This is a genomic window from Streptomyces sp. GQ60 (genome assembly GCF_059758875.1).
Genome location: NZ_JCAXEG010000009.1, coordinates 85,464 through 107,971 on the forward strand (window position 1 = coordinate 85,464; position 22,508 = coordinate 107,971).

Consider the following 22,508-nt stretch of genomic DNA (forward strand, 5'->3'; position numbering starts at 1 on the left):
TACCGTCGAAGGGTCGGAACGTATGCACGCGTGATGTCCTGGCCCGGCCGCCCTGGCCTCCCGGGACCGCGCGGCAGAGGGACACACGGAGTGAGACCCATGGGGCAGACGCTGGTTGTCATCGGCCACGGCATGGTGGGACACCGCCTGCTGGAGGCGCTCGCCGAGCGTGACGCGCTCGCCGACCCGACCCGCCCCGAGCGCGGCGGCTGGCAGGTCACCGTCCTCGCGGAGGAGGAGCGCCCGGCCTACGACCGCGTCCACCTGTCCGCGGCGTTCACCGGCTCCACCGGCGAGGAGCTGTCCCTGGTCGCTCCCGGCTTCCTGGAGACGCACGGCATCGACCTGCGCCTCGGCGACCCGGCGGAGCTGATCGACACCACCGCCCGCACGGTCACCGCCCGCTCCGGCGACGTGCTCCGCTACGACGCGCTCGTGCTGGCCACCGGCTCCTACCCCTTCGTGCCGCCGATCGACGGTGCCGACGCGGAGGGCTGCTTCAGCTACCGCACCCTCGACGACGTCGAGGCGCTCACCGCGTACGCCGCGGGCGCGGAGGTGCGTACCGGTGTCGTCATCGGCGGCGGGCTCCTCGGCCTGGAGGCGGCGGGCGCGCTGCGCACGCTCGGACTGGCCACGCACGTCGTGGAGTTCGCGCCCCGGCTGATGCCGCTGCAGGTGGACGACGGCGGCGCGGCCGCCCTGCGGGCCACCATCGAATCCATGGGCGTCGCCGTGCACACGGGTGTCGGCGCGGCCGGCGTGCAGATCCATCCCGACGGGCGGGCGCAGGCGCTCCGGCTGACCAGCGGCGAGGAGATCGGCTCCGACGTCGTGGTCTTCTCGGCCGGCGTCCGGCCGCGCGACCGCCTGGCCCGCGAGTGCGGCCTGGCCGTGGGCGACCGCGGCGGGGTCGTCGTGGACGGCCACTGCCGCACCAGCGACCCGTACGTCTACGCGATCGGCGAGTGCGCACAGACCGTCGACGGCAAGGTGTACGGGCTGGTCGCCCCCGGCTACCAGATGGCCGAGACCGTCGCGGAGGCCCTCGCCGGCGCGGGCGAGCTGACCTTCACCGGGGCCGACACCTCCACCAAGCTCAAGCTGATGGGCGCCGACGTGGCCTCCTTCGGCGACCCCTTCGCCCCCGAGGGCCGGGACGGGGCCGTCTCGGTGGTCTTCTCCGACGCCCGCGAAGGCGTCTACAAGAAGCTGCTGCTGGGCCCCGACGGCGCGCTGCTCGGCGGAATCCTGGTCGGTGACGCGGAGGCGTACGGCTCGCTGAAGCCGCACGCGGGCCGGCAGCTGCCGGCCCCGCCGGAGGCCTTCATCCTGCCGTCGACCGACGGCGCGGCGCTGCCCGGCGCGGACGCGCTGCCCGACGACGCGGTGGTGTGCAGCTGTCACAACATCACCAAGGGGCGGGTGCGCGAGGCGGTCGTCGCGGAGTCCCTCACCGACATCGGCGGCATCAAGAAGTGCACCAAGGCCGGTACGGGCTGCGGCGGCTGCATCGGCACGCTGCAGGCGGTCCTGGACGCCGAACTCGCCGCGGCGGGCATCGAGAAGCCCCGCGGGCTGTGCGAGCACTTCACCCTGACCCGGGCGGAGATCTACGAGAAGATCCGCACCGAGCACATCCGCGGCTTCGGCGAACTGCTGGAGTCCTACGGACAGGGCGGCGAGGGCTGCGCCGTCTGCAAGCCGGTCGTCGCGAACGTCCTGGGCACCCTCGCCCCCGACCTCGGCATCGGACACATCCTGGCGGGCGAGCAGGCGGCCCTCCAGGACTCCAACGACCTCTTCCTCGCCAACCTCCAGAAGGACGGCACCTACTCGGTCATCCCGCGCGTGGCCGGCGGCGAGATCACGGCCGAGCAGGTCATCGCGCTGGGCGAGGTTGCCCGGGACTACGGCCTCTACACGAAGATCACCGGAGCCCAGCGCATCGGGCTCTTCGGGGTCCGCAAGGAGCAGCTGCCCGACATCTGGCGGCGCCTGGGCGGCGCCGGATTCGAGTCCGGGCAGGCGTACGGGAAGTCCCTGCGCGCGGTGAAGTCCTGCGTGGGGGCCCGCTTCTGCCGCTTCGGGCAGGGCGACTCCATCCAGCTCGCGATCGACCTGGAGCTGCGCTACCGGGGTCTGCGCACTCCGCACAAGTTCAAGGGCGGCGTCTCCGGCTGCCTGCGCGAGTGCGCGGAGGCGCGGGGCAAGGACATCGGCGTCATCGCCACCGCCAACGGCTGGAACCTGTACGTCGGCGGCAACGGCGGCGCGACCCCGCGCCACGCCGACCTGCTGGCCTCGGACCTGAACACCGGCGAACTCTTCGCGCTGATCGACCGGTTCCTCATGTACTACATCCGCACCGGCGAGCGCCTGGAGCGGACGGCCGCCTGGGTGGAGCGGCTCGGCGGCAGCGCCTCGGGCACGGACCACCTGAAGGACGTCCTGATCGAGGACTCGCTCGGCATCTGCGCGGAGCTGGAGGCGCAGATGGAGCGCCACGTGTCGGCGTACGAGGACGAGTGGTCCGCGGTCCTGGAGGACCCGGCGGCTCTGGAGCGCTTCGGGAGCGTGGACTTCGGGGCGGCCGGTGGCGCCGAAGACGCCGCGCGGTCCCTGGAGCCGGGCCGCGGGCGGACGGCGGTGCTGCCGGACGGCACCGAGGCCGCCGTCTTCAAGGACCGCGCGGGCGAGGTCTACGCGGTCGGCAACCGGGATCCCTTCTCGGGAGCCGACGTCATCGCCAACGGCATCATGGGCTCGCGCGACGGGGTGCCCGTCGTGGCGTCGCCGATGCACAAGCAGGTCTTCGACCTGCGGACCGGCATCTGCCTGGACGACCCCGAGGTGTCCCTCCCGCTGGTGGAGCTGGGGCCCTAAGGCTCTGCGGCCGCCGCACCAACGGACCGCGGGCGACGGGACCTTGTCCTGTCGCCCACGCGACGTTGTCCCCTGATGTGAGCCGCCCCTGTAGGCGGACCCTAAGAAGGTCAGGACTTCTCACTTCTTCGTCTCAACCCCTCCGAACGTTCAGGACGTGCCATGAGTTTCGCCAAGCAGGAAGCGCGCGCGGCGACCGCCCGGGTGCAGGTGCCCGACCCGGCGCAGTACCGCCCCGGTCGCACGATCACGGAGTGGACGCCGGAGGATCCGTCCTTCTGGCAGACCACCGGCAAGAAGGTCGCCACCCGCAACCTGTGGATCGCGGTGCCGGCCCTGCTGGTGGCCTTCGTGGTCTGGCAGGTCTGGAGCATCACGGCGACCAACCTCAAGGACGTCGGCTTCGGCTTCTCGCAGTCCCAGCTGTTCTGGCTGACGGCGGTCCCCGGCATCACGGGCGGCACCGCCCGCATCCTCTACACCTTCATCGGCCCGATGATCGGCCAGCGCCGCTTCACCGCGCTCTCCACGGTCATCCTGATCGTGCCGCTGCTGTGGCTGGGCTTCGCGGTGCAGGACCCCACCACCTCCTACACGACGCTGGTCGCCATCGCCGCGCTCTGCGGCATCGGCGGCGCCAACTTCTCCTCGTCCCTGGCCAACATCGGCTTCTTCTACCCGAAGCGGGAGAAGGGCAACGCGACCGGCATCAACGGCGGCCTGGGCAACCTGGGCGTCTCCGTGGTCCAGCTGCTCACCCCGATCCTGATCACCACCTCGGTCCTGGCGATCGGCTCGGGCCAGAAGAAGGCGGACGGCTCGGAGATCTACCTCCAGAACGCCGCGTTCGTCTGGGTGCCGGTCCTGATCGTCCTCGCGGCCGTCGCCTGGTTCGGCCAGAACGACCTGAAGGTGGCCTCCACTCCCTTCAGCCAGCAGAAGATCATCTTCAAGCGCAAGCACAACTGGCTGATGACCTGGCTCTACGTCGGCACCTTCGGCTCCTTCATCGGTTTCGCGGCGGCGCTCCCGCTGCTCATCAAGACGACCTTCCCGGCGTACTCCGTGGCCACCTACGCCTGGATGGGCCCGGCGCTCGGCGCGCTGGCCCGCTGGGCCGGCGGCTGGATCGCCGACAAGTTCGGCGGCGCCCGGGTGACGATCCTGTCCTTCGTGGGCATGGCTGCCTCGATCATCGGTGTCATCACCTTCCTCCCGGCCGGTTCCGACCAGGGCTCTTTCCAGGGCTTCTTCCTCTGCTTCCTGTCGGCGTTCTTCTTCTCGGGCATCGGCAACGGCTCGACCTTCCGCCAGATCCCGGTCATCTTCCGCGGCCGGCACCTCGCCGGCCTGACGGAGGGCACCCCGGAGTACGCGAAGGCGCTGAAGCAGGCCGAGATCGAGTCGGGCGCGGTGACCGGTTTCACCGCGGCCATCGCCGCCTACGGCTTCTTCTTCATCCCCGCGATGTTCGCCAACTTCGCGGTGACCAGCGCGATGTGGGGCTTCGTCGGCTTCTACGCCAGCTGCGTCGTCGTGGCCTGGTGGTTCTACGCCCGCAAGGGCGCGGAGGCCCCCAGCTAGGGGCCGGCCCGGCCCGGGTGTGACGCGGGCGCGACACGTGGCCGCGGAGACGGGTATCGCCGTCGTCACCGTCCCCGCACGCGACACCTCCAAACACTGCCCCCGCCGCCTCACCCCGCTGCGGCACCGCAAAGCCCCCGACCGGCCCACCGTCCCCGGATGGAAATGGGCAGCTTGCCCCAATCCCGCCTGCCGCTGGCAGGGAGACCGCGACCAGGGCGCCTGGCAGCGCATCACAGCACGTGGCCTGACCCACCAGACCGAAACCGCGTGCGACCGCGCCACCGGCGTCATGGCCGTCCGCACCATCGTGGACCGACTCGAAGCGGGCGCGGTCATCACACCCGCCGCGCCGAAGAGCAGCCGCGAGGACCGGTCCAAGACCGGCTCGACCCGGCGGCAGACAGCACGCCCCGCGCCCAGGCGACGCAGGGCACTCAGCAGACCGCAAGGTCGGGCGGGAAAGCGTCCGGAGGGACACGCTCACACGGACCGGAGGCGGCTGCCCCGCGCAGCCCACCGGCACCAGGACGTGACGACGATCAGCACGCCCACCACCAGCCGACACCGGGCACGAGGAGCGGCACTGGGCGCGGGATTCCACCTCCACGCCCACGCCACCCCTCCACGATGGGACATCCCGCCGCCAGCACTGTGTCCGGCAAAGGATCAACAAGCTGATCGGAGACGCTTCGCTCTGATTCAGATTGCCTGACCATGCTCGGCTCCTTTTCCTCCTTGTCCCTCCTTTTCGCGGTCTTTCCGACAATCTTGTGAAAGTTTTCACAAGTGCACGATGGACCTTTGACCTGCTCAAAGTGCCAGGTCAACCGCGATGGGGGACCCTTGGGGCTGGTGATCAGGGGACTTTCGGGCCCCAGCTCGGGACCAACGCGGCGCCAAATGATCGATCAAAAGGCGTGCAATGGAGACAAGCAATGAGGCGACTCGGAAGGTGCGGGCGATGACTGCCACCCCTGCGGAAACCACGAAGAACGGCGAGGCCTGGAACGGCTTCAAGGGCGGTCTGTGGCGCGACGCCATCGACGTCCGCGACTTCATCCAGCAGAACTACACGCCGTACGAGGGCGACGACACCTTCCTCGCCGGCCCCACCGAGCGCACCACCGCCGTGTGGAAGACGATCACGGACAAGTTCCCGGAGGAGCGCGAGAAGGGCGTCTACGACGTCTCGTACGACATCCCGTCGTCGATCACCGCGCACGCCCCCGGCTACATCGACCGCGACAAGGACCTGATCGTCGGCCTCCAGACGGACGCCCCGCTCAAGCGCGCGATCATGCCCTACGGCGGCTGGCGCATGGTCGCCGGCGCCCTGGAGACCTACGGCTACCCGGTCTCCGACGACCTGGAGAAGGTCTTCACCGAGTACCGCAAGACCCACAACGCCGGCGTCTTCGACGCGTACACCCCCGACATCCGCGCCGCCCGCAAGGCCGGCATCGTGACCGGCCTGCCGGACGCGTACGGCCGCGGCCGCATCATCGGCGACTACCGCCGCGTGTCGCTCTACGGCGTCGACCGCCTCATCGCCGTCAAGAAGGAGGAGAAGGAGGAGATCAACTCCCTCCCCGCCGGCAACCGCTCGCTGGAGGAGACGATCCGTCTGCGCGAGGAGCTCTCCGAGCAGATCCGCGCCCTCGCCGAGCTCAAGGCGATGGCCGCCTCCTACGGCTACGACATCTCCGGCCCGGCCACCACGGGCCGCGAGGCCATCCAGTGGCTGTACTTCGCGTACCTGGCCGCCGTGAAGGAGCAGAACGGCGCGGCCATGTCGCTCGGCCGCACCTCCACGTTCATCGACGTCTACCTCCAGCGCGACATCGAGGCCGGCATCCTCACCGAGGAGCAGGCCCAGGAGCTGGTCGACGACTTCATCATCAAGCTCCGCATCGTCCGCTTCCTGCGCACCCCGGAGTACGACGAGCTGTTCTCCGGCGACCCCACCTGGGTCACCGAGTCGATCGCCGGCATGGGCGAGGACGGCCGTCCGCTGGTCACCAAGACCTCGTTCCGCTACCTCCACACCCTCTACAACCTCGGCCCGGCCCCCGAGCCGAACATGACGGTCTTCTGGTCGCCGCAGCTGCCGCAGGGCTTCAAGGAGTTCTGCGCCCGGGTCTCGATCGACACCTCCTCCGTGCAGTACGAGTCCGACGAGCTGATGCGCCCGCGCTTCGGCGACGACACGGCCATCGCCTGCTGCGTCTCCGCGATGCCGGTCGGCAAGCAGATGCAGTTCTTCGGCGCCCGCGTGAACCTCGCCAAGACCCTGCTCTACGCGATCAACGGCGGCCGCGACGAGAAGTCCGGAGCCCAGGTCGGCCCGTCCACCGGCGCCCTCACCTCCGACGTGCTGGACTACGACCAGGTCATGGCCAAGTTCGACGAGCAGATGGAATGGCTCGCCGACACCTACGTCCACGCACTGAACGTCATCCACTACATGCACGACAAGTACGCCTACGAGCGCATCGAGATGGCGCTCCACGACCGCGACGTGCGCCGCACCATGGCCTGCGGCATCGCCGGCCTCTCGGTCGCCGCCGACTCGCTGGCCGCCATCAAGTACGCCAAGGTCACGGCCGTGCGCGACGAGACCGGCCTCGCCACCGACTATCGCCTAGAGGGCGACTACCCGGCGTACGGCAACAACGACGACCGTGTCGACTCGATCGCCGTGTGGCTGGTCGAGGAGTTCATGAAGAAGATCCGCAAGCACCCGACCTACCGGGGCGCCGAGCACACCCAGTCGGTGCTGACCATCACCTCGAACGTGGTCTACGGCAAGAAGACCGGCAACACGCCGGACGGCCGCCGCGCCGGCGAGCCGTTCTCCCCGGGCGCCAACCCGATGAACGGCCGCGACACCCACGGCTACGTCACCTCGGCGCTGTCGGTCGCGAAGCTCCCGTACGAGGACGCCGAGGACGGCATCTCGCTGACCAACACCGTCACCCCCGACGGCCTGGGCCGCACCCCCGAGGAGCGGATCAAGAACCTGGCGGGCGTCCTCGACGGCTACATGGCGGTCGACGGCTTCCACATGAACGTGAACGTGCTCAACCGCGACACGCTCATGGACGCCATGGAGCACCCGGAGAACTACCCGCAGCTCACCATCCGCGTCAGCGGATACGCGGTGAACTTCGTCCGCCTCACGCGCGCTCAGCAGCTCGACGTGCTGAACCGCACCTTCCACGGTTCTCTCTGACCCTCGAGAGAGACCCACGAGCACGCGCGGCCCGGGGCCGGCCCTCACCCGGCCCCGGGACCGCGCGTCACCAGATCAGTCCACGGAATCTGGAAGCTGGAGCACCTGCCATGACCGTCCTCTTCGGTACGAGCCTCCCCGTCGGCCACGCCAACGCGATCAGCGTGAGCGCCGGCCAGACGCCCGCCGCCGCCGCGACGCAGCGGCCGAGCGAGGGCACGGTGCACTCCTGGGACCTGTCCACCGGGGTCGACGGCCCCGGGACCCGGTTCGTGACCTTCCTGTCCGGCTGCCCGCTGACCTGCCTGTACTGCCACAACCCGGACACCATGCGGATGCGCAACGGCACGCGCACCTCGGCCGACGACGTCATCGCGGAGGCCCGCAAGTACACCAAGTTCATCGCCGCCTCCGGGGGCGGCGCCACCATCTCCGGCGGCGAGCCTCTGCTCCAGCCCGTCTTTGCCGGCGAACTGCTGCACCGGATGAAGAACGACCTCGGACTGCACACCGCCCTGGACACCTCCGGATTCCTCGGGGCCCGCGCCACCGACGCGCTGCTGCGGGACGTGGACCTGGTCCTGCTCGACATCAAGTCCTGGGACCGGCAGACGTACAAGAAGGTGACCGGCCGCCCGCTGGAGCCGACCCTGGACTTCGCCCGCCGCCTCGCCGACCTCGGCAAGGAGGTGCACCTGCGGTTCGTGCTGGTGCCCGGACTGACCGACGCCCGGGAGAACATCGAGGGCGTCGCCGCCTTCGCCGGTACCCTCGGCAACGTCTCGCGGGTCGACGTGCTGCCCTTCCACAAGCTCGGCGAGAGCAAGTGGGAGGCGCTCGACATGGAGTTCACCCTCCACGACACGCCGTCGCCGACCGCCGGACAGGTCGCCGAGGCGAAGGCGATCTTCGCCGCGCAGGGACTGAACGCGGTCTGAGCAGCGTGTCCCGCTCCCCGAGTCCTCACTCGAATGGCGCACCCGTAGACTCCGCATAACGGGCTGAATCGGTACAGACCACCTAGCGTGGTGCTGTGTCCGAGCCCTCAGATGTCATCGACGCCGCGCCGCCCCCACCGGCGCCCGAGACCCCGCCGCCGGCCGGGCGGTCCGTCACCGCACGGGCCACCCTGGCCGGCACCGTCGTCTCGCTCCTGCTCATCCTCGCGATCGTGCTCGGCAGCCGGCTGCTCCGGGACTTCGACTCGGCCCTGCTGCCCTACGCCGTGGCCACCGTCTTCCTGGCCTTCGGCGTGGCCTACCGGTACACCGTGTGGGTCTCGGCCCCCGGCGCGCGGCGCCTCTTCAAAAAGGGCATCGGCAGCTTCTGGTCGGTGGAGAACTTCCGCAAGGCGCCCACCGCCCTGCCGAAGATGATCGCCACCTACCTCGGCTTCCAGAAGTTCCTCGGCGCCCGCTCGCGCCCCCGCTGGATCGCCCACCAGCTGATGTTCTGGGGCTGTCTCCTCGCCGCGGCGATCACCTTCCCGCTGACCTGGGGCTGGTTCACCTTCACCTCGGAAAGCGGCGCGGGCCCCGGCTACGACATGCGGATCTGGGGCATCAAGGTCCTCGGCTTCGACGCGCTCAGCGTCCTGGGCTGGCTGATGTTCCACGGCCTGGACATCGCCGCCGTCCTCGTCATCCCCGGTGCCTCGTACTTCCTGTACCGGCGGATGAAGGACCGCGGGGCCATGACCGGCCAGCGCTTCGCCTACGACCTGCTGCCGCTGATCTGCCTGATCGTCATCTCCGTGACGGGTCTGCTGCTGACCTTCTCCTCGATCTTCCTGCACGGCGGCGGATACGAGTTCCTCGCGATCCTGCACATGGTGTCGGTGGTGTTCACCCTCATCTACATCCCCTTCGGGAAGTTCTTCCACATCGTCCAGCGCCCGGCCGCCGTCGGCATGCAGCTCTTCAAGTACACCGCCCGCCAGGACGAGCAGGTCTTCCTGTGCAAGCGCTGCGAGGAACCCATCGACACCACCCCGTACGTGGAGAACCTGCGCGGCACCATGCAGGACCTCAACCTCGACTTCAACGCCTTCGTCGAGTACTGCCCGCGCTGCAAGCGGGTCCTGCGCGGCAACGCCTACCTGGCCCACGTCAAGAAAGGGTTCAAGTGACCGCGACCGACCCCGCCAAGGCCGCGTCCCGGCCCGTACCCGTCTCCATCGACCCGTCCATCGCCCCGCCCGGCACCCGCAACTTCCGCGACGCCGGCGGCATCCCCGCCGACCAGTGGCACGCCGACCAGAACGGCGAGACCCTGGTCCCCACCCACTGCTGCTTCTGCGGGGTGCAGTGCGGGATGTACCTGCGCGTGGACAAGGGCGGCAAGGTCTTCGGCGTGGAGCCCCGCAACCACGACATCAACCGGATGCGGCTGTGCCCCAAGGGCATCAACGCCTACCAGCAGGTCAACCACCCCGACCGGCTGACCGCACCGCTGATGCGGCGCTCCCGGGACGAGGAGTTCAAGGAGTGCTCCTGGGACGAGGCGCTGGACTTCACCGTCTCCGAGATCCGGCGCATCCAGGAGGCCCACGGCAACGACGCCTTCGGGCTGCTCGGCGGCGCCAGCCTGTTCTCCGAGAAGACCTACCTGGTCGGCAAGTTCGCCCGGGTCGCGCTGAAGACCAAGCACGTCGACTACAACGGCCGCCTGTGCATGGTCAGCGCCGCCGGAGCCAACAAGCTCGCCTTCGGCATCGACCGGGCCGGCAACCCCTTCTCCGACATCCTCCTCAGCGACTGCCTGCTCATCGCCGGGTCGAACGTGGGGGAGTGCTTCCCCGTGATGACCCAGTACCTGTGGGGCGCACGGGACCGCGGGGCCTCGCTGATCGTGGTCGACCCTCGCGAGACGGCCATCGCCCGCACCGCCGACATCCACGTCGCGCTCAAGCCCGGCACCGACTCGGCCTTCTTCAACGCCGTGCTGAACGTGGTCATCGCCGAAGGCCTCACCGACGAGGCCTACATCGCCGCCCACACCACCGGCTGGGACGAGGTCAAGAAGACCGTCGCCGAGTACCCGCCGTCCCGCTCCGCGGAGATCTGCGGGGTACCGGCCTCGCAGATCGTCCAGGTGGCACGGGTCTTCGCCGGCGCCGACAAGGCCATGGCCTGGCACGCCCGGGGCATCGAGCACCACTCCCAGGGCGTCGAGAACTGCCTGTCCGTCATCAACCTGTGCGTGGCCACCGGCCACATCGGCAAGCCCGGAGCCGGCTACGGCACCATCACCGGCCAGGGCAACGGCCAGGGCGGCCGCGAACACGGCCAGAAGTCCGACATGCTGCCCGGCGGCCGCTCCATCACCAATCCGGAGCACCGCGAGCAGATCTGCCGGATCTGGGGCATCGAGGAGTCGGAACTCCCCACCGCCGGCACCTCCATGATGGAGATGGTCTGGCAGATGCAGCGCAAGGAGATCCGCGGCCTCATCGGCATCTGCAACAACCCCTTCGTCTCCCTCCCCAACTACGCGGTGGTCAAGGACGGCTACGACACCGCCGAGTTCCACGCCCAGTTCGACTTCTTCCTCTCCGAGACCGCGGCCAACGCGCATGTGGTCTTCCCCGTCACCACCTGGGCCGAGGACGAGGGCGTGATGGCCAACGCCGAGGCCCGCGTGGTCAAGCACAACAAGGCCCAGGAGCCCCCCGCCGGAGTGCGCACCGACACCTGGGTCATCTGCGAGCTCGCCCGACGGCTCGGCGCCGGGAAGCACTTCGACTTCCCCGGCTCCCGCGAGGTGTTCGAGGAGCTGCGCGTCGCCTCCGCCGGCACGGTCAACGACTACTACGGCATCACCTACGACCGCCTCGACGAGACCGGCGGGATCGCCTGGCCCTGCCCCTCCACCGAGCACCCGGGCACCCCCCGGCTGTTCGAGGACGGCCGGACCTACCACCCCGACGGCAAGATCCACCTGCAGGTCGTGGAATGGCACCTGCCCATGGACGCCTACACCGAGGAATTCCCCCTCTCCCTCACCACCGGCCGCACCGTCGCGCACTTCCTCTCCGGCAACCAGACCCGCAGGCTGGGCGCCCTCGTCGAGCAGACCCCCCGCCCCTGGGTGGAGGTCCACCCCTCGCACGGCTTCCGCAACGGCGAACCGGTACGGGTGGTCACCCGGCGCGGCAGCGAGGTGTTCCCGGCCCTGGTCACCGAGGCGATCCGGCCCGACACCGTCTTCATCCCGTACCACTGGCCCGTCCCGACGGCAGCCAACGCCCTCACCATCGACGCCCTCGACCCCCGCTCGAAGATCCCCGAGTACAAGGTCTGCGCCGCCCGGATCGAGGCCGCCGAGCGGGTCGACGAGGTGCCCGCCCCGCCCACCGCCCCGGGTCGCGAGGCCTATCCGGAGGCCCAGGCCTCCCGCACCGACCCCCTGCCCCCCACGGCCCCGCAGGGCCGTGGCACGGCGGAGAGGAGCTGACCCGCCATGATGGGCCGCACGATCTTCATCGACCCGGGTCGCTGCATCGGCTGCCAGGCCTGCGTATCGGCTTGCCGCGAGTGCGATTCGCACCGCGGCAAATCGATGATCCACCTTGACTACACCGAACCCGGCATGTCCGTCGCCTCCCTCCCGAGCGTCTGCATGCACTGCGAGGACCCGGTCGCACCCTGCGCCGAGGTCTGTCCCGCCGACGCGATCCTGGTGACCGCCGACGGGGTGGTCCAGCAGGCCGACACGACCCGCTGCATCGGCTGCTCCAACTGCGTCAACGCCTGCCCCTTCGGCATCCCGAAGATCGACCTCCAGGCCAAGCTGCAGATGAAGTGCAACCTCTGCTACGACCGCACCGCCTACGGCCTCGCCCCGATGTGCGCGACCGTCTGCCCGACCGGGGCCCTCTTCTACGGAACCCTCGAAGAGCTCCAGGCGGAGCGCCCCGGCGTCCAGGTGGCCGACTCCTTCGTCTTCGGCGACGTCGTCGTCCAGACCGGCGTTGCCATGGTCGTCCCCGCGGACAAGGTCCAGTGGCCCGTCCCCGGCGGCCTGCCCGTCGTCGAGATCAACGGAAGGGACGTCCGATGAGCGTCACCGAGCAGCCGCCTCCGCACCCAGGGAGTCAGGGCGACGGCCGTGCGGACGGCGGAGCGGCCGCCGACGCCGCGATCGAGCAGCTGCGCGACCGGATCAGCGCCGACTCCCTCACCACCCGCCGTGACTACCTGCGGATCGTCGCCACCGTCTCCGGAGGCCTGGCCATCGGCGGTGTCGGCGTGGCCGCCGGCATCCTGCACCGGCACGGCGACAACGAGGGCCTGCCGGACCCGAAGAAGGTCGCCGACCGGCTGGCCCCCGGCCAGTCCGTGGCCTTCCGGTTCCCCGGCGAGGACGACCGGGCCCTGGCCGTGCGCCTCGGGGACGGCTCCCTCGTGGGCTACTCCGCCGTCTGCACCCACCTGGCCTGCGGTGTGCTGTGGCGCGAGGACCGGGGCGCCGACGGGGAGCTGTACTGCCCCTGCCACGAGGGTGTCTTCGACGCCCGCACCGGCGAGGTGACGGCCGGTCCGCCGCCGCGCCCGCTGCCGAGGATCTACCTGACCGAGCAGGGCGACGGCAGCGTCTGGGCCGTAGCCACCGCCCGGTCGGGGGAGCCGGCCAAGGACGCGCTCTGCCGGCAGTTCGGCGACACCCACCCGGAGGAGTCCGCCCGCCTGGGCTGCCCCGGCTCGGCCCGGGCGTCCACCGCCGAGAGGAGGCCCACATGAGCGAGACCCCGCTGCCGCCGCGCCCGGAATACCGGCCGGGCAGTGCCCAGCCCCGGCTCAACCGCCCGGTGCGGGAGAGGTATCCGCAGATCCGCTCCACCAGCGGGTACGGGGACCCCCGGATCCGGCACACCGGCCCCGGACCGGGAGCCGGCACCGAGCAGGAGCCCGAGCGCTCCTCGCGGCTCAACGCGCGCCTCACCCTGGCCCTCACGGTCGTGATCGGCCAGCTCTGGGCGCTCACCGTGACCGTCAACGAGTGGATGAAGGGAAACACCGGCACGGCCTGGTGGGGTGCGGGATTCCTGATCCTGTCCTTCCTCGTCGTGGTCGGGCTGTGGCTCCTCGACCCGAAGGACCGATGACCATGTCGATGCCCACGCCGACTTCGTCGGCACCCCGCAGCCATCGCGCCGAGAGCTACAAGCCCGGGGCCACCATCGCCGACTGGCGGCCCGAGGACGAGGGCTTCTGGCAGCGCACCGGCCACAGGGTCGCCCAGCGCAACCTCTGGGTCTCGATCCCCGCGCTGATGCTCGGCTTCGTGGTCTGGCAGGTCTGGTCGGTGACCGTGGTCAAGCTGAACGACGTCGGCTTCGGCTTCTCGAAGTCGCAGCTGTTCTGGCTGACCGCCATCCCCGGCATCACCGGCGGCACCTTCCGGATCCTCTACACCTTCATCGGGCCGATGTTCGGCGAGCGGAAGTTCACCGCCTTCAGCACGATCATCCTGGTCGTCCCGATGCTGTGGCTGGGCTTCGCGCTCCAGGACACCGGTACGCCGTACTGGGAGCTGGCCCTGATCGCGGCCGTGTGCGGCATCGGCGGCGCCAACTTCGCCTCCTCGATGGCGAACATCGGCTTCTTCTTCCCCAAGCGGGAGAAGGGCAGCGCCAACGGCCTCAACGGCGGCCTCGGCAACCTCGGCGTGAGCGTGGTCCAGCTGGTCGCCCCGCTGGTGGTCACCGCCGCCGTCCTGGGCGCCCCGGCGGGCGGACCCCAGCACGACGGGAAGAAGGACACCGACATCTGGCTGCAGAACGGCGCCTTCCTCTGGGTGCCACTGCTGGTCATCATGGCGCTGGCCGCCTGGTTCCTGATGAACGACCTGAAGGTGGCCGCGGCCCCCTTCAGCCAGCAGAAGATCATCTTCAAGCGCAAGCACAACTGGCTGATGACCTGGCTGTACGTCGGTACCTTCGGTTCCTTCATCGGCTTCGCGGCCGGACTGCCGCTGCTGATCAAGAACAACTTCGAGGCCCAGGGCTACCAGGCCACCACCTACGCCTGGATCGGCCCGTTCATCGGGGCGCTCACGCGCTGGGGCGGCGGCTGGCTCTCGGACAAGATCGGCGGAGCCAGGGTCACGATCCTGTCCTTCGTCGGCATGGCGGCGGCCCTCGTCGTGGTGATCTTCGCGCTCCCGTCCGGAGGCCAGGAGGGCCACTTCTGGTCCTTCTACATCGGCTTCCTGGTGGCCTTCGCCTTTTCCGGACTGGGCAACGGATCGACCTTCCGGCAGATCCCGGTGATCTTCCGCGACCAGCACATGAAGGCGGCCGAGGGCAAGGGTCCCGAGGTGCAGGCCGCGGCGCTGAAGCAGTCGGAGATGGAATCGGGAGCCGTCACCGGCTTCTCCTCGGCCATCGCGGCCTACGGCTTCTTCTTCATCCCCGCGATGTTCGCCATCCTGCACGTCACCACGTCGCTGTGGATCTTCATCGGCTTCTATGCCACGTGCCTGGTGGTGTGCTGGTGGTTCTACGCCCGCAAGGGCGCCGAGGCTCCCAGCTGAGCGGGGCCGGTGGCGGGGGCGGCCGTACCCTGGAGGCATGAGCGACGCCCCCGCCACCGACCCGCACGCCCCGAAGTCCGCACGGCCGGAGCCCGCGGAGCCGCAGACCGCGGAGAAGTCCCCACCGCAGTTGCAGCCGAAGCCCCGGCCGAAGCCGCGGCTGGACTTCAGCGACCCGCTGGACCAGCAGTCCTCGGACGACACCGACCGGGGCTGGGGCGAGCGGCCGCCCGCCGGCGGAAGCGCGGCCGACCTGGCCCGCTTCCTCGACGAGAAGCCCCCGCACCACGTCTGAGCCGGCGGACCGGCTAGAGCCGGGGCCCTGACACGCCGGAGTGCACCGTGCCGTCCACGCCGCGCTGGGCGATCAGCTCGTCGCGGATCTCCTTGAGGACCACCAGCTCGGTGATCTCCATGGTCTCCTGGACGCCTTCCTTCGCCTTGCGGCGCTGCTCCACCTTGGCGAGGTACTTCGCCATCGGCAGGACCATCAGGAAGTAGACGACCGCGGCGGTGATCACGAAGGTGAGCGTCGCGTTGAGCACCGAGCCCCACATGATGTTCACGCCGGTGGGCTCGCCCTTCGCGTCGATGCCGCAAGGGTCCTTCAGGCACGAGGAGTAGACGTCCAGGTTCTTCGTGCCCATGGAGCCGACCAGCGGGCCGATGATGCCCTTCACCACGGAGTTCACGATGTTCGTGAACGCGGCACCGATGACCACGGCTACCGCCAGGTCGACCACGTTGCCGCGCATCAGGAAGGCCTTGAAGCCCGCCAGGACGCTCTCCTTCTTCTTCTCGCTCACCACTGAGCCTTTCTTCGTATCTGCCGAACATGGAGCCAACGGTTCCGAAAGCTACGGCAGTTTGCCCCCGGGGTGTCCAATCGACCCTCACCCCACGGTGACTTGACCGGGCGTGCGTGCGATTCAACACAACGTCACCGCCAGTCGGGACACGGTCCCCGCCCCCACCAGAGTCCGCGCGGTGTCCCGGGGGACGGACAGCACCACCAGTGCCCCGCCGTCCCCAACGCCCTGGTCCGGAGAGGGCACTTCGGCCACCCGGGCCCCCGCCGCCACCACCCGTGGCGGCCCCCCGCGCTCGGCGGCGACCACGTCCACCCGGTCCCCGGGCCGCAGCAGCCGCACCGTCGCCGCGTCCGCGATGCGCACCGGCGCCGACACCAGCCGTACCGCCGCCGGAGGCGGCTGCGCCGCGGGCGGTACGGAGCCCCGCGACGCCCGCGCCTCGGTTCCCCCCACCGCCAGCACGGCCGCCACGACGGCCAGCCCGGCCGCGGCCCCGCGACGCCGGCGCCGCACGGCCCTGCGCAGCCGGTCCCCGGCCCGCCCCACCCGGAGCGGGGCGAAGAGGGGAACGGCGCGCGCGGGGGGACACGGAGCGGAAGAGGGATGCCGGGGGACCGGGGAGGGGCGCACCGGGGTATGGGCGTGGGGCGAGGAGAGGGGGGAGGGGGAGGAGGGGGAGGAGAAGGAAGGGACGCGGGAGTTCGCGGTCATGACGGCCACCACCTGACGGAGTGAGTCCGGGGTCCGGAGTCCGGCCCCCACGTCCGGACCCAGCGCCCGGACGTCCCTCACGATCCGCCGTCCCGCCGGATCCCGCTCGGCCCTGTGGAGGATCCCCAGCTTGTGGATATCCCCGTCACCCGCAGGAGTTACCGCCCCATCGCGGCCCTCCGCAGCGCCGCCACCGGGTCCGCGGCCCGGGTCACCGACCGCCCCATCACCACGTGCGAAGCCCCGGCCGCGAAGGCGGCCCACGGGGTATCGGAGCGGGCGTGCCCGCCGGCCTCCCCGCCGGGCAGCGTCACACCCGGCGTCACGATCAGCCGGTCCGGCCCCAGCAGTCTCCGCAGCGCCCCGGCCTCCCGGGGCGATCCGACGACCCCGTCGCATCCGGCCTCCGCCGCCAGCCGGGCCAGCCGCAGCACCTGCTCGTCGGTGCTCGCGCTGACGCCGGATCCGGAGCCGGATCCGGACCCGATGCCGGGGCCGGGGCCGACGCCGATGCCGATGTCGGCGAGGTCGCTCCCGGTCATGCTCGTGACCACCGTCAGCGCCAGCACCCGAAGCCCCGGGAAATCCCGCGCGGCGTCCACCGCGGCCGCCATGATGCCCGTACCGCCCATGGAGTGGACGGTCACCACGGACACGCCCAGCGCGCCCGCGGCGCGCACGGCGCCTGCCACGGAGTTCGGGATCTCGAAGAGCTTCAGGTCGAGGAAGACCTCGTGACCCTGCCCGACGAGCCCGCGTACGAGGTCCGGCCCGGCGGCGGTCAGCAGCTCCAGCCCGACCTTGTAGAAGCTGCACGCGCCCCCGAGGCGGGCCACCAGGTCGTCGGCGGCCTCGCGGCCGTCGAAGTCGAGGGCGACGATGATCCGGCGGTCGGCGGTGTCGTTCATCCGCCCAGTGTCCGGGGCATGGTCGGGGGCAATCAATACACCTAGGGCAGCTCGATGCCCAGGTCCCAGCCGTCGTGGGCGTGGGTGCACAGGCAGGCGCGGGATTCCGTCGGGGGCAGGGCGGCCACCGCGTCGAAGAGGACCTCGCGCAGCCGGCCGACGTTCTCGCCGAACACCTTGAGGACCTCCGTGTGGGAGACCCCTTCGCCCGCTTCCGCGCCCGCGTCCAGGTCCGTGACCAGCGCCATCGAGGTGTAGCAGAGCCCCAGCTCGCGGGCGAGGACCGCCTCCGGGTGGCCGGTCATGCCGACCACCGACCAGCCGGCCGCGGCGTGCCAGCGGGACTCGGCGCGCGTGGAGAAGCGCGGCCCCTCGATGACGACCATGGTGCCGCCGTCCACCGGCTCCCACTCCCGCCCGCGCGCCGCCGCCAGCGCGAGCGACCGGCCCACCGGGCAGTACGGGTCGGCGAAGGTGGTGTGCACGACGTTCGGGACCGAGCCGTCCGGGAGCGGCTCCCCGTCGAAGAAGGTCTGGGCGCGGGACTTCGTACGGTCGACCAGCTGGTCGGGGACGAGCAGGGTGCCCGGGCCGTACTCGGGCCGCAGGCCGCCGACCGCGCAGGGGCCCAGCACCTGGCGGACGCCCACGGAGCGCAGGGCCCACAGGTTGGCCCGGTAGTTGATCTTGTGCGGGGGCACCGTGTGGCTGCGGCCGTGCCGGGGCAGGAAGGCCACGGTCCGGCCGGCGAGCTCGCCGAGGTAGAGGGAGTCGCTGGGGGGCCCGTAAGGCGTCTCCACCTGGATCTCGGAGACGTCCTCCAGGAAGGAGTAGAAGCCCGATCCGCCGATGACACCGATCTCTGCATTCGCCATGCGGCCACCCTAACGGGGCATGCCGAAGGCCCCGCTGTCCCGTGGGGACCGCAGGGCCTCGGATGAAACCGGTGAAGCCTTGGAGCGCGTCAGGCGGCCGACGAGCTCGACGACGACGAGGAGGCCGAGGTCGAGGACGAAGACGACGAAGCCGTCGAGGACGCGGCCGGGGTGGCGGCCGGCGTCGACGCGGGCTTCGAGGCAGGGGTGCTGCTCGACGAAGCGCCGCGGCTGTCGTTCCGGTAGAAACCGGATCCCTTGAAGACGATGCCGACCGCGGAGAACACCTTCTTCAGGCGTCCGTCACAGCTCGGGCACACGGTCAGCGCGTCATCGGTGAACTTCTGCACGGCCTCAAGGCCCTCACCGCACTCGGTGCACTGGTACTGGTAGGTCGGCACGAATTTCCTCCTGGCACTCTGACTCAATGAGTGCTAACGACGCTCCATGGTGACGTATTCCGGCGGATCAGTCCACCGTCACCGGCACGCGGTGACCCAGACCACGCTCGTTCACACCCGCGGCGGGTGCCGCGGAGGTGGCCGAAGCGGCCGGCTTGGACGAGCTGACGATCCGGCTCGGGGCCTTCGGGGCCAGCTTCGCACGCAGCGCCAGCAGGATGGCCAGCGCGAGCACGGTGGCCACCATCGGCACGAGGAAGCCGTACGAGGACCCGTGCGCGTCCGTCAGGCGGCCGGCCAGGGTCACGGCGCCGGCCTGCCCGAAGGCGACGCCGCCGGTGAGCCAGGTGAAGGCCTCGGTCCGTGAGGTGGCCGGGATCAGCTGCTCGATCATGGTGTAGCCGGTGATCAGCGCGGGGGCGATGCACAGGCCGACGACCAGGCCGAGTGCGCCGAGCAGGATCATCGAGTTCGCGGCCCACAGGACCGAGGCGGCCGCGGTGAGACCGATGTAGCCGAGGATCAGGCGGCGGCGCGGGCCGATCTTCCAGGCGATCGCACCGCAGGCGATGCCGGCGATCATGTTGCCCGCGGCGAAGACGCCGTAGAGCAGACCGTTGGCGCCCGGGTTGCCGATCTCCTCGGAGAAGGCGGCGAGCGAGACCTGCATGCCGCCGAAGACGGCGCCGATGCCGATGAAGGCGACGATCAGGACGCGCAGGCCGTGGAACGACAGGGCCGGAGCGTGCTTCTCACCGTGCGCCGGGCGGGCGACGGGCTTGGGCTGCGTGGCGCGCTGGGCGGCGAAGAGCAGGCCGCCGATCAGGGTCAGCGCGGCCTCCGTGACCAGACCGGCCGCCGGGTTGATGCCGGTGCACAGCGCGGTGGCGAGCACCGGGCCGACGACGAAGGTGAACTCGTCGGTGACGGACTCGAACGCGGCGGCCGTGGGCAGCAGCGGGGAGCCCTCGAGCTTGGCCGCCCAGCGGGACCGGACCATGGGTCCGACCTGCGGGACGGATGCACCGGCGGGGACGGCCGCCAGTGCGAGCGCCCAGACGGGCGCACCCAGCAGCGCGAACGCCACCAGGGAGCTGACGGCGGCGGCGTGGATGAGGGCCACCGGGACCAGGACGGCGCTCTGGCCGTGGCGGTCGATGAGCTTGCCCATGACCGGGGCGAACACGGCCATGGAGATACCGGTGAAGGCGGCGACGATGCCGGCACTGCCGTAGGAACCGGTGGTGTGCTGGACGAGCAGCAGGATGCTGATCGTCAGCATGCCGAAGGGGAGTCGCGCGGCGAATCCCGGGAGAACGAAGCCGAGGGCGCCGGGCGTACGCAGGAGCTGCCCGTAGCCGGGCCGGGTGGAGGGGGCGGACTTGTCGGTCGTGACCGCGGATGTCACGGCCTGGCCTTTCCGCTGCCTGGTAGAACTCCCCGTCTGCGGACGATGCGCGCCTTGTGGGCGGTCGCACCCGTACATGTGGGAGCCCCGAGAGCTGTCCTCTTGCGCCGAACCGAGTGATACCTGGGCGCCCACTGCGGGAGGGTGCCACGGCCGCTTTGCGGTCGCGCCAGCTCTGCGTCAGGCAGAGTTGGTTCGATGTGTTGTTCCTTAATCGTACAGGCAGATCGGTCAATGCGCCCTGTGATTAGGGCTACAGGGCGTGTCTTCACCTGCGATTAACTGGAACTTCGCATTCAAGGCCTACGCAAGCAGGGGTGAATGTGGACAAAGTCCATCGAAAATGCTGAATTAGAGCGCCGCTCTAACGCTTGTCGTCGCCCTTGCCGAAGCCCCTGCCGGACGCTTTCCCGGAGCCCTTGGACCCCTTGCCGGAGCCCTTGCCCTTGCCGGAGCCCTTGCCCTTCCCGCCCCCGCCGCCGCCGTCCCCGTTCCCGCCGGTCCCCAGCCAGCCGGCCAGCTTGCCGCCCCGGGCCACCGCCCGCAGCCGCGCCTCGGCCGCGTCCCGTACCGGGTCCGTGGCCACCACCAGCAACTCGTCCCCGCGCCGCAGCACGGTCGACGGCGCCGGTACGAAGCTCCGTGCGTCCCGTACGACCAGCGTGACGGAGGCCCCCGGCGGCAGCCGCAGCTCGCTCACCTCGACGCCGTGCATCCGCGAGGCGGGCGGGATCGCGAAGGACAGCAGGTGCCCGCGCAGCTTCTCCAGCGGCGCCGACTCGATCCCCAGGTCGGAGGCGGCCTCGTCGCTGGTGCCCAGCTTCAGCTTGCGCGCTAGCCACGGCAGGGTCGGGCCCTGGACCAGGGTGTAGACGACGACCAGGACGAAGACGATGTTGAAGACCCGCTCGCTGCCCTCGATCCCGGACACCATGGGGATGGTCGCCAGGATGATGGGCACGGCCCCGCGCAGGCCCGCCCAGGACATGAGCGCCTGCTCCTGCCAGGGCACCCGGAAGGGCAGCAGGGAGAGGAAGACCTCCAGCGGCCGGGCCACCATCGTCAGCACCAGCCCGATGATCACCGCCGGCCAGAAGTCGTGGACCAGCTCGTGCGGGGTCACCAGAAGGCCCAGCAGGACGAACATGCCGATCTGGGCGATCCAGCCGAGGCCGTCGGCGAACCCCCGGGTGGCGGGCCAGTGCGGGAGCTTCGCGTTCCCGAGGACCATCGCCGCCAGGTACACCGCGAGGAAGCCGGAGCCGTGCGCCATCGCGCCGGCCGCGTACGCGGTGATCGCGATCGCCATCACGGCGATCGGGTAGAGGCCCGAGGCGGGCAGCGCCACGTGCCGCAGCCCGTACGAGCCCAGGAAGCCCACCGCCAGGCCGATCGCGACGCCGATCGCCAGCTCCAGGGCGATCTTGCCTATGAGGACGTACCACTGGTCGACCGGCCCGACGGTTGCGAAGGCCACGACCAGGATGACGACGGGAGCGTCGTTGAAGCCCGACTCGGCCTCCAGCACGCCCGTGATCCGGGAGGGGAGCGGGACCTTGCGCAGGACGGAGAAGACGGCCGCCGCGTCGGTCGAGGAGACGACCGCGCCGATCAGCAGGGCCTGCCGCCATTCGAGTCCGACCAGGTAGTGCGCGCCCGCCGCGGTCACGCTCACGCTGACGGCGACACCGACCAGCGACAGCACGATCGCGGCCGGCAGGGCCGGCTTGATCTCTTTCCACTTGGTGCCCAGACCACCCTCGGCGAGGATCACGACGAGCGCGGCATAGCCGATCACCTGGGTCAGCTCGGCGTTGTCGAACACGACGTTGCCGATGCCGTCCTGGCCTATCGCGATGCCTATGCCGAGGTAAATGAGCAGGCTGGGGAGGCCGCTGCGCGAAGAGACGCGTACCGCCGCCACGGCGACGAGCAGCACGAGCGAGCAGACCAGCAGGAGCTCATTCAGCGTGTGGACAGTCAGCGGGCGGCCCTTTCCTCGAGATGCCGGGCGACGGCGGAACGGGGGACGTCGGGCCGACGGATCGTTCCGGCGCGGGCACGGACGGCAAGTACTTCGTTACCTTACCTAATCTTTGGCGCGCCCTTTACTCATTAGCCACATTGTGAAACGCCTGCCGGGCCCTGTCCT

18 protein-coding genes are annotated in these 22,508 nt (G+C 70.4%); 11 read left to right on the plus strand and 7 right to left on the minus strand.

The window, feature by feature from the left end; translation table 11 throughout:
• Nucleotides 1–99 precede the first annotated feature (99 nt).
• From nirB to AC6CKD_RS22980, 11 genes are all read left to right on the plus strand, one after another.
• The gene (nirB, locus tag AC6CKD_RS22930; RefSeq protein ID WP_498329485.1) at nt 100–2,886 is read left to right on the plus strand and encodes a nitrite reductase large subunit NirB; all 2,787 of its coding nucleotides are present in this window, start codon (nt 100–102) and stop codon (nt 2,884–2,886) included.
• 162 nt (nt 2,887–3,048) lie between these two features.
• Nucleotides 3,049–4,470 carry a NarK family nitrate/nitrite MFS transporter gene (locus AC6CKD_RS22935; RefSeq protein ID WP_498329487.1) on the plus strand — a complete coding sequence of 474 codons (1,422 nt, stop codon included), beginning with the start codon at nt 3,049–3,051 and terminating at the stop codon, nt 4,468–4,470.
• Between the two features lie 964 nt (nt 4,471–5,434).
• Complete coding sequence (gene pflB / locus AC6CKD_RS22940; protein WP_498329488.1) at nt 5,435–7,705, plus strand: formate C-acetyltransferase; 2,271 nt, start codon at nt 5,435–5,437, stop codon at nt 7,703–7,705.
• A gap of 110 nt (nt 7,706–7,815) precedes the next feature.
• On the plus strand, nt 7,816–8,643 hold the full coding sequence (gene pflA, locus AC6CKD_RS22945; RefSeq protein ID WP_498329489.1) for a pyruvate formate-lyase-activating protein: 828 nt from the start codon (nt 7,816–7,818) through the stop codon (nt 8,641–8,643).
• 95 nt (nt 8,644–8,738) lie between these two features.
• Nucleotides 8,739–9,833 (plus strand): MFS transporter, encoded by a 1,095-nt coding sequence (locus AC6CKD_RS22950; protein ID WP_498329490.1) that lies wholly within the window; start codon nt 8,739–8,741, stop codon nt 9,831–9,833.
• Nucleotides 9,830–12,160, plus strand: coding sequence for a molybdopterin oxidoreductase family protein (locus AC6CKD_RS22955; protein WP_498329491.1), 2,331 nt, complete (start codon nt 9,830–9,832; stop codon nt 12,158–12,160). Before AC6CKD_RS22950 ends, AC6CKD_RS22955 begins: the two co-directional genes overlap by 4 nt.
• 6 nt (nt 12,161–12,166) lie before the next feature.
• Nucleotides 12,167–12,766: a 4Fe-4S dicluster domain-containing protein gene (locus AC6CKD_RS22960; RefSeq protein ID WP_243335392.1), complete on the plus strand. Its 600-nt coding sequence runs from the start codon at nt 12,167–12,169 to the stop codon at nt 12,764–12,766.
• Nucleotides 12,763–13,446, plus strand: coding sequence for a QcrA and Rieske domain-containing protein (locus AC6CKD_RS22965; protein ID WP_498329492.1), 684 nt, complete (start codon nt 12,763–12,765; stop codon nt 13,444–13,446). Before AC6CKD_RS22960 ends, AC6CKD_RS22965 begins: the two co-directional genes overlap by 4 nt.
• A complete protein-coding gene (locus AC6CKD_RS22970) occupies nt 13,443–13,811 on the plus strand; it encodes a hypothetical protein (RefSeq protein WP_498329494.1) in 369 nt (122 codons plus the stop codon). Before AC6CKD_RS22965 ends, AC6CKD_RS22970 begins: the two co-directional genes overlap by 4 nt.
• Before the next feature lie 2 nt (nt 13,812–13,813).
• Nucleotides 13,814–15,241 (plus strand): NarK family nitrate/nitrite MFS transporter, encoded by a 1,428-nt coding sequence (locus AC6CKD_RS22975; protein ID WP_498329495.1) that lies wholly within the window; start codon nt 13,814–13,816, stop codon nt 15,239–15,241.
• A gap of 37 nt (nt 15,242–15,278) precedes the next feature.
• Nucleotides 15,279–15,536: a hypothetical protein gene (locus AC6CKD_RS22980; RefSeq protein WP_498329496.1), complete on the plus strand. Its 258-nt coding sequence runs from the start codon at nt 15,279–15,281 to the stop codon at nt 15,534–15,536.
• A gap of 13 nt (nt 15,537–15,549) precedes the next feature.
• On the opposite strand, the gene mscL is transcribed toward AC6CKD_RS22980, so the two are convergent.
• From mscL to AC6CKD_RS23015, 7 genes are all read right to left on the minus strand, one after another.
• Nucleotides 15,550–16,050, minus strand: coding sequence for a large conductance mechanosensitive channel protein MscL (gene mscL / locus AC6CKD_RS22985; RefSeq protein WP_498329497.1), 501 nt, complete (start codon nt 16,048–16,050; stop codon nt 15,550–15,552).
• A gap of 120 nt (nt 16,051–16,170) precedes the next feature.
• A complete protein-coding gene (locus AC6CKD_RS22990; RefSeq protein WP_498329499.1) occupies nt 16,171–16,764 on the minus strand; it encodes a hypothetical protein in 594 nt (197 codons plus the stop codon).
• Between the two features lie 158 nt (nt 16,765–16,922).
• The gene (gene pyrF, locus AC6CKD_RS22995) at nt 16,923–17,672 is read right to left on the minus strand and encodes an orotidine-5'-phosphate decarboxylase (RefSeq protein ID WP_498329500.1); all 750 of its coding nucleotides are present in this window, start codon (nt 17,670–17,672) and stop codon (nt 16,923–16,925) included.
• Between the two features lie 41 nt (nt 17,673–17,713).
• A complete protein-coding gene (locus tag AC6CKD_RS23000; protein ID WP_498329501.1) occupies nt 17,714–18,547 on the minus strand; it encodes an S-methyl-5'-thioadenosine phosphorylase in 834 nt (277 codons plus the stop codon).
• 89 nt (nt 18,548–18,636) lie between these two features.
• Entirely contained in the window at nt 18,637–18,948 is a 312-nt protein-coding gene (locus AC6CKD_RS23005; RefSeq protein ID WP_498329503.1) for an FmdB family zinc ribbon protein, read from the minus strand.
• Nucleotides 18,949–19,015: 67 nt separating this feature from the next.
• Nucleotides 19,016–20,356 (minus strand): MFS transporter, encoded by a 1,341-nt coding sequence (locus AC6CKD_RS23010; RefSeq protein WP_498329505.1) that lies wholly within the window; start codon nt 20,354–20,356, stop codon nt 19,016–19,018.
• 364 nt (nt 20,357–20,720) lie between these two features.
• Nucleotides 20,721–22,340, minus strand: a complete 1,620-nt coding sequence (locus AC6CKD_RS23015) for a potassium/proton antiporter (RefSeq protein WP_498329713.1) — start codon at nt 22,338–22,340, stop codon at nt 20,721–20,723.
• Nucleotides 22,341–22,508: the final 168 nt, after the last annotated feature.

What these genes read in the sequence shown, in the direction of transcription:
- AC6CKD_RS22935 (WP_498329487.1), top strand. Translation starts at nt 3,049, where the DNA reads ATGAGTTTCGCCAAGCAGGAAGCGCGCGCGGCGACCGCCCGGGTGCAG.
- pflB (WP_498329488.1), top strand. Translation starts at nt 5,435, where the DNA reads ATGACTGCCACCCCTGCGGAAACCACGAAGAACGGCGAGGCCTGGAAC.
- AC6CKD_RS23000 (WP_498329501.1), bottom strand. Translation starts at nt 18,547, where the DNA reads ATGGCGAATGCAGAGATCGGTGTCATCGGCGGATCGGGCTTCTACTCC.
- AC6CKD_RS22990 (WP_498329499.1), bottom strand. Translation starts at nt 16,764, where the DNA reads ATGACCGCGAACTCCCGCGTCCCTTCCTTCTCCTCCCCCTCCTCCCCC.
- AC6CKD_RS22970 (WP_498329494.1), top strand. Translation starts at nt 13,443, where the DNA reads ATGAGCGAGACCCCGCTGCCGCCGCGCCCGGAATACCGGCCGGGCAGT.
- AC6CKD_RS22980 (WP_498329496.1), top strand. Translation starts at nt 15,279, where the DNA reads ATGAGCGACGCCCCCGCCACCGACCCGCACGCCCCGAAGTCCGCACGG.
- pyrF (WP_498329500.1), bottom strand. Translation starts at nt 17,672, where the DNA reads ATGAACGACACCGCCGACCGCCGGATCATCGTCGCCCTCGACTTCGAC.
- AC6CKD_RS22975 (WP_498329495.1), top strand. Translation starts at nt 13,814, where the DNA reads ATGTCGATGCCCACGCCGACTTCGTCGGCACCCCGCAGCCATCGCGCC.
- pflA (WP_498329489.1), top strand. Translation starts at nt 7,816, where the DNA reads ATGACCGTCCTCTTCGGTACGAGCCTCCCCGTCGGCCACGCCAACGCG.
- nirB (WP_498329485.1), top strand. Translation starts at nt 100, where the DNA reads ATGGGGCAGACGCTGGTTGTCATCGGCCACGGCATGGTGGGACACCGC.
- AC6CKD_RS22965 (WP_498329492.1), top strand. Translation starts at nt 12,763, where the DNA reads ATGAGCGTCACCGAGCAGCCGCCTCCGCACCCAGGGAGTCAGGGCGAC.
- AC6CKD_RS22960 (WP_243335392.1), top strand. Translation starts at nt 12,167, where the DNA reads ATGATGGGCCGCACGATCTTCATCGACCCGGGTCGCTGCATCGGCTGC.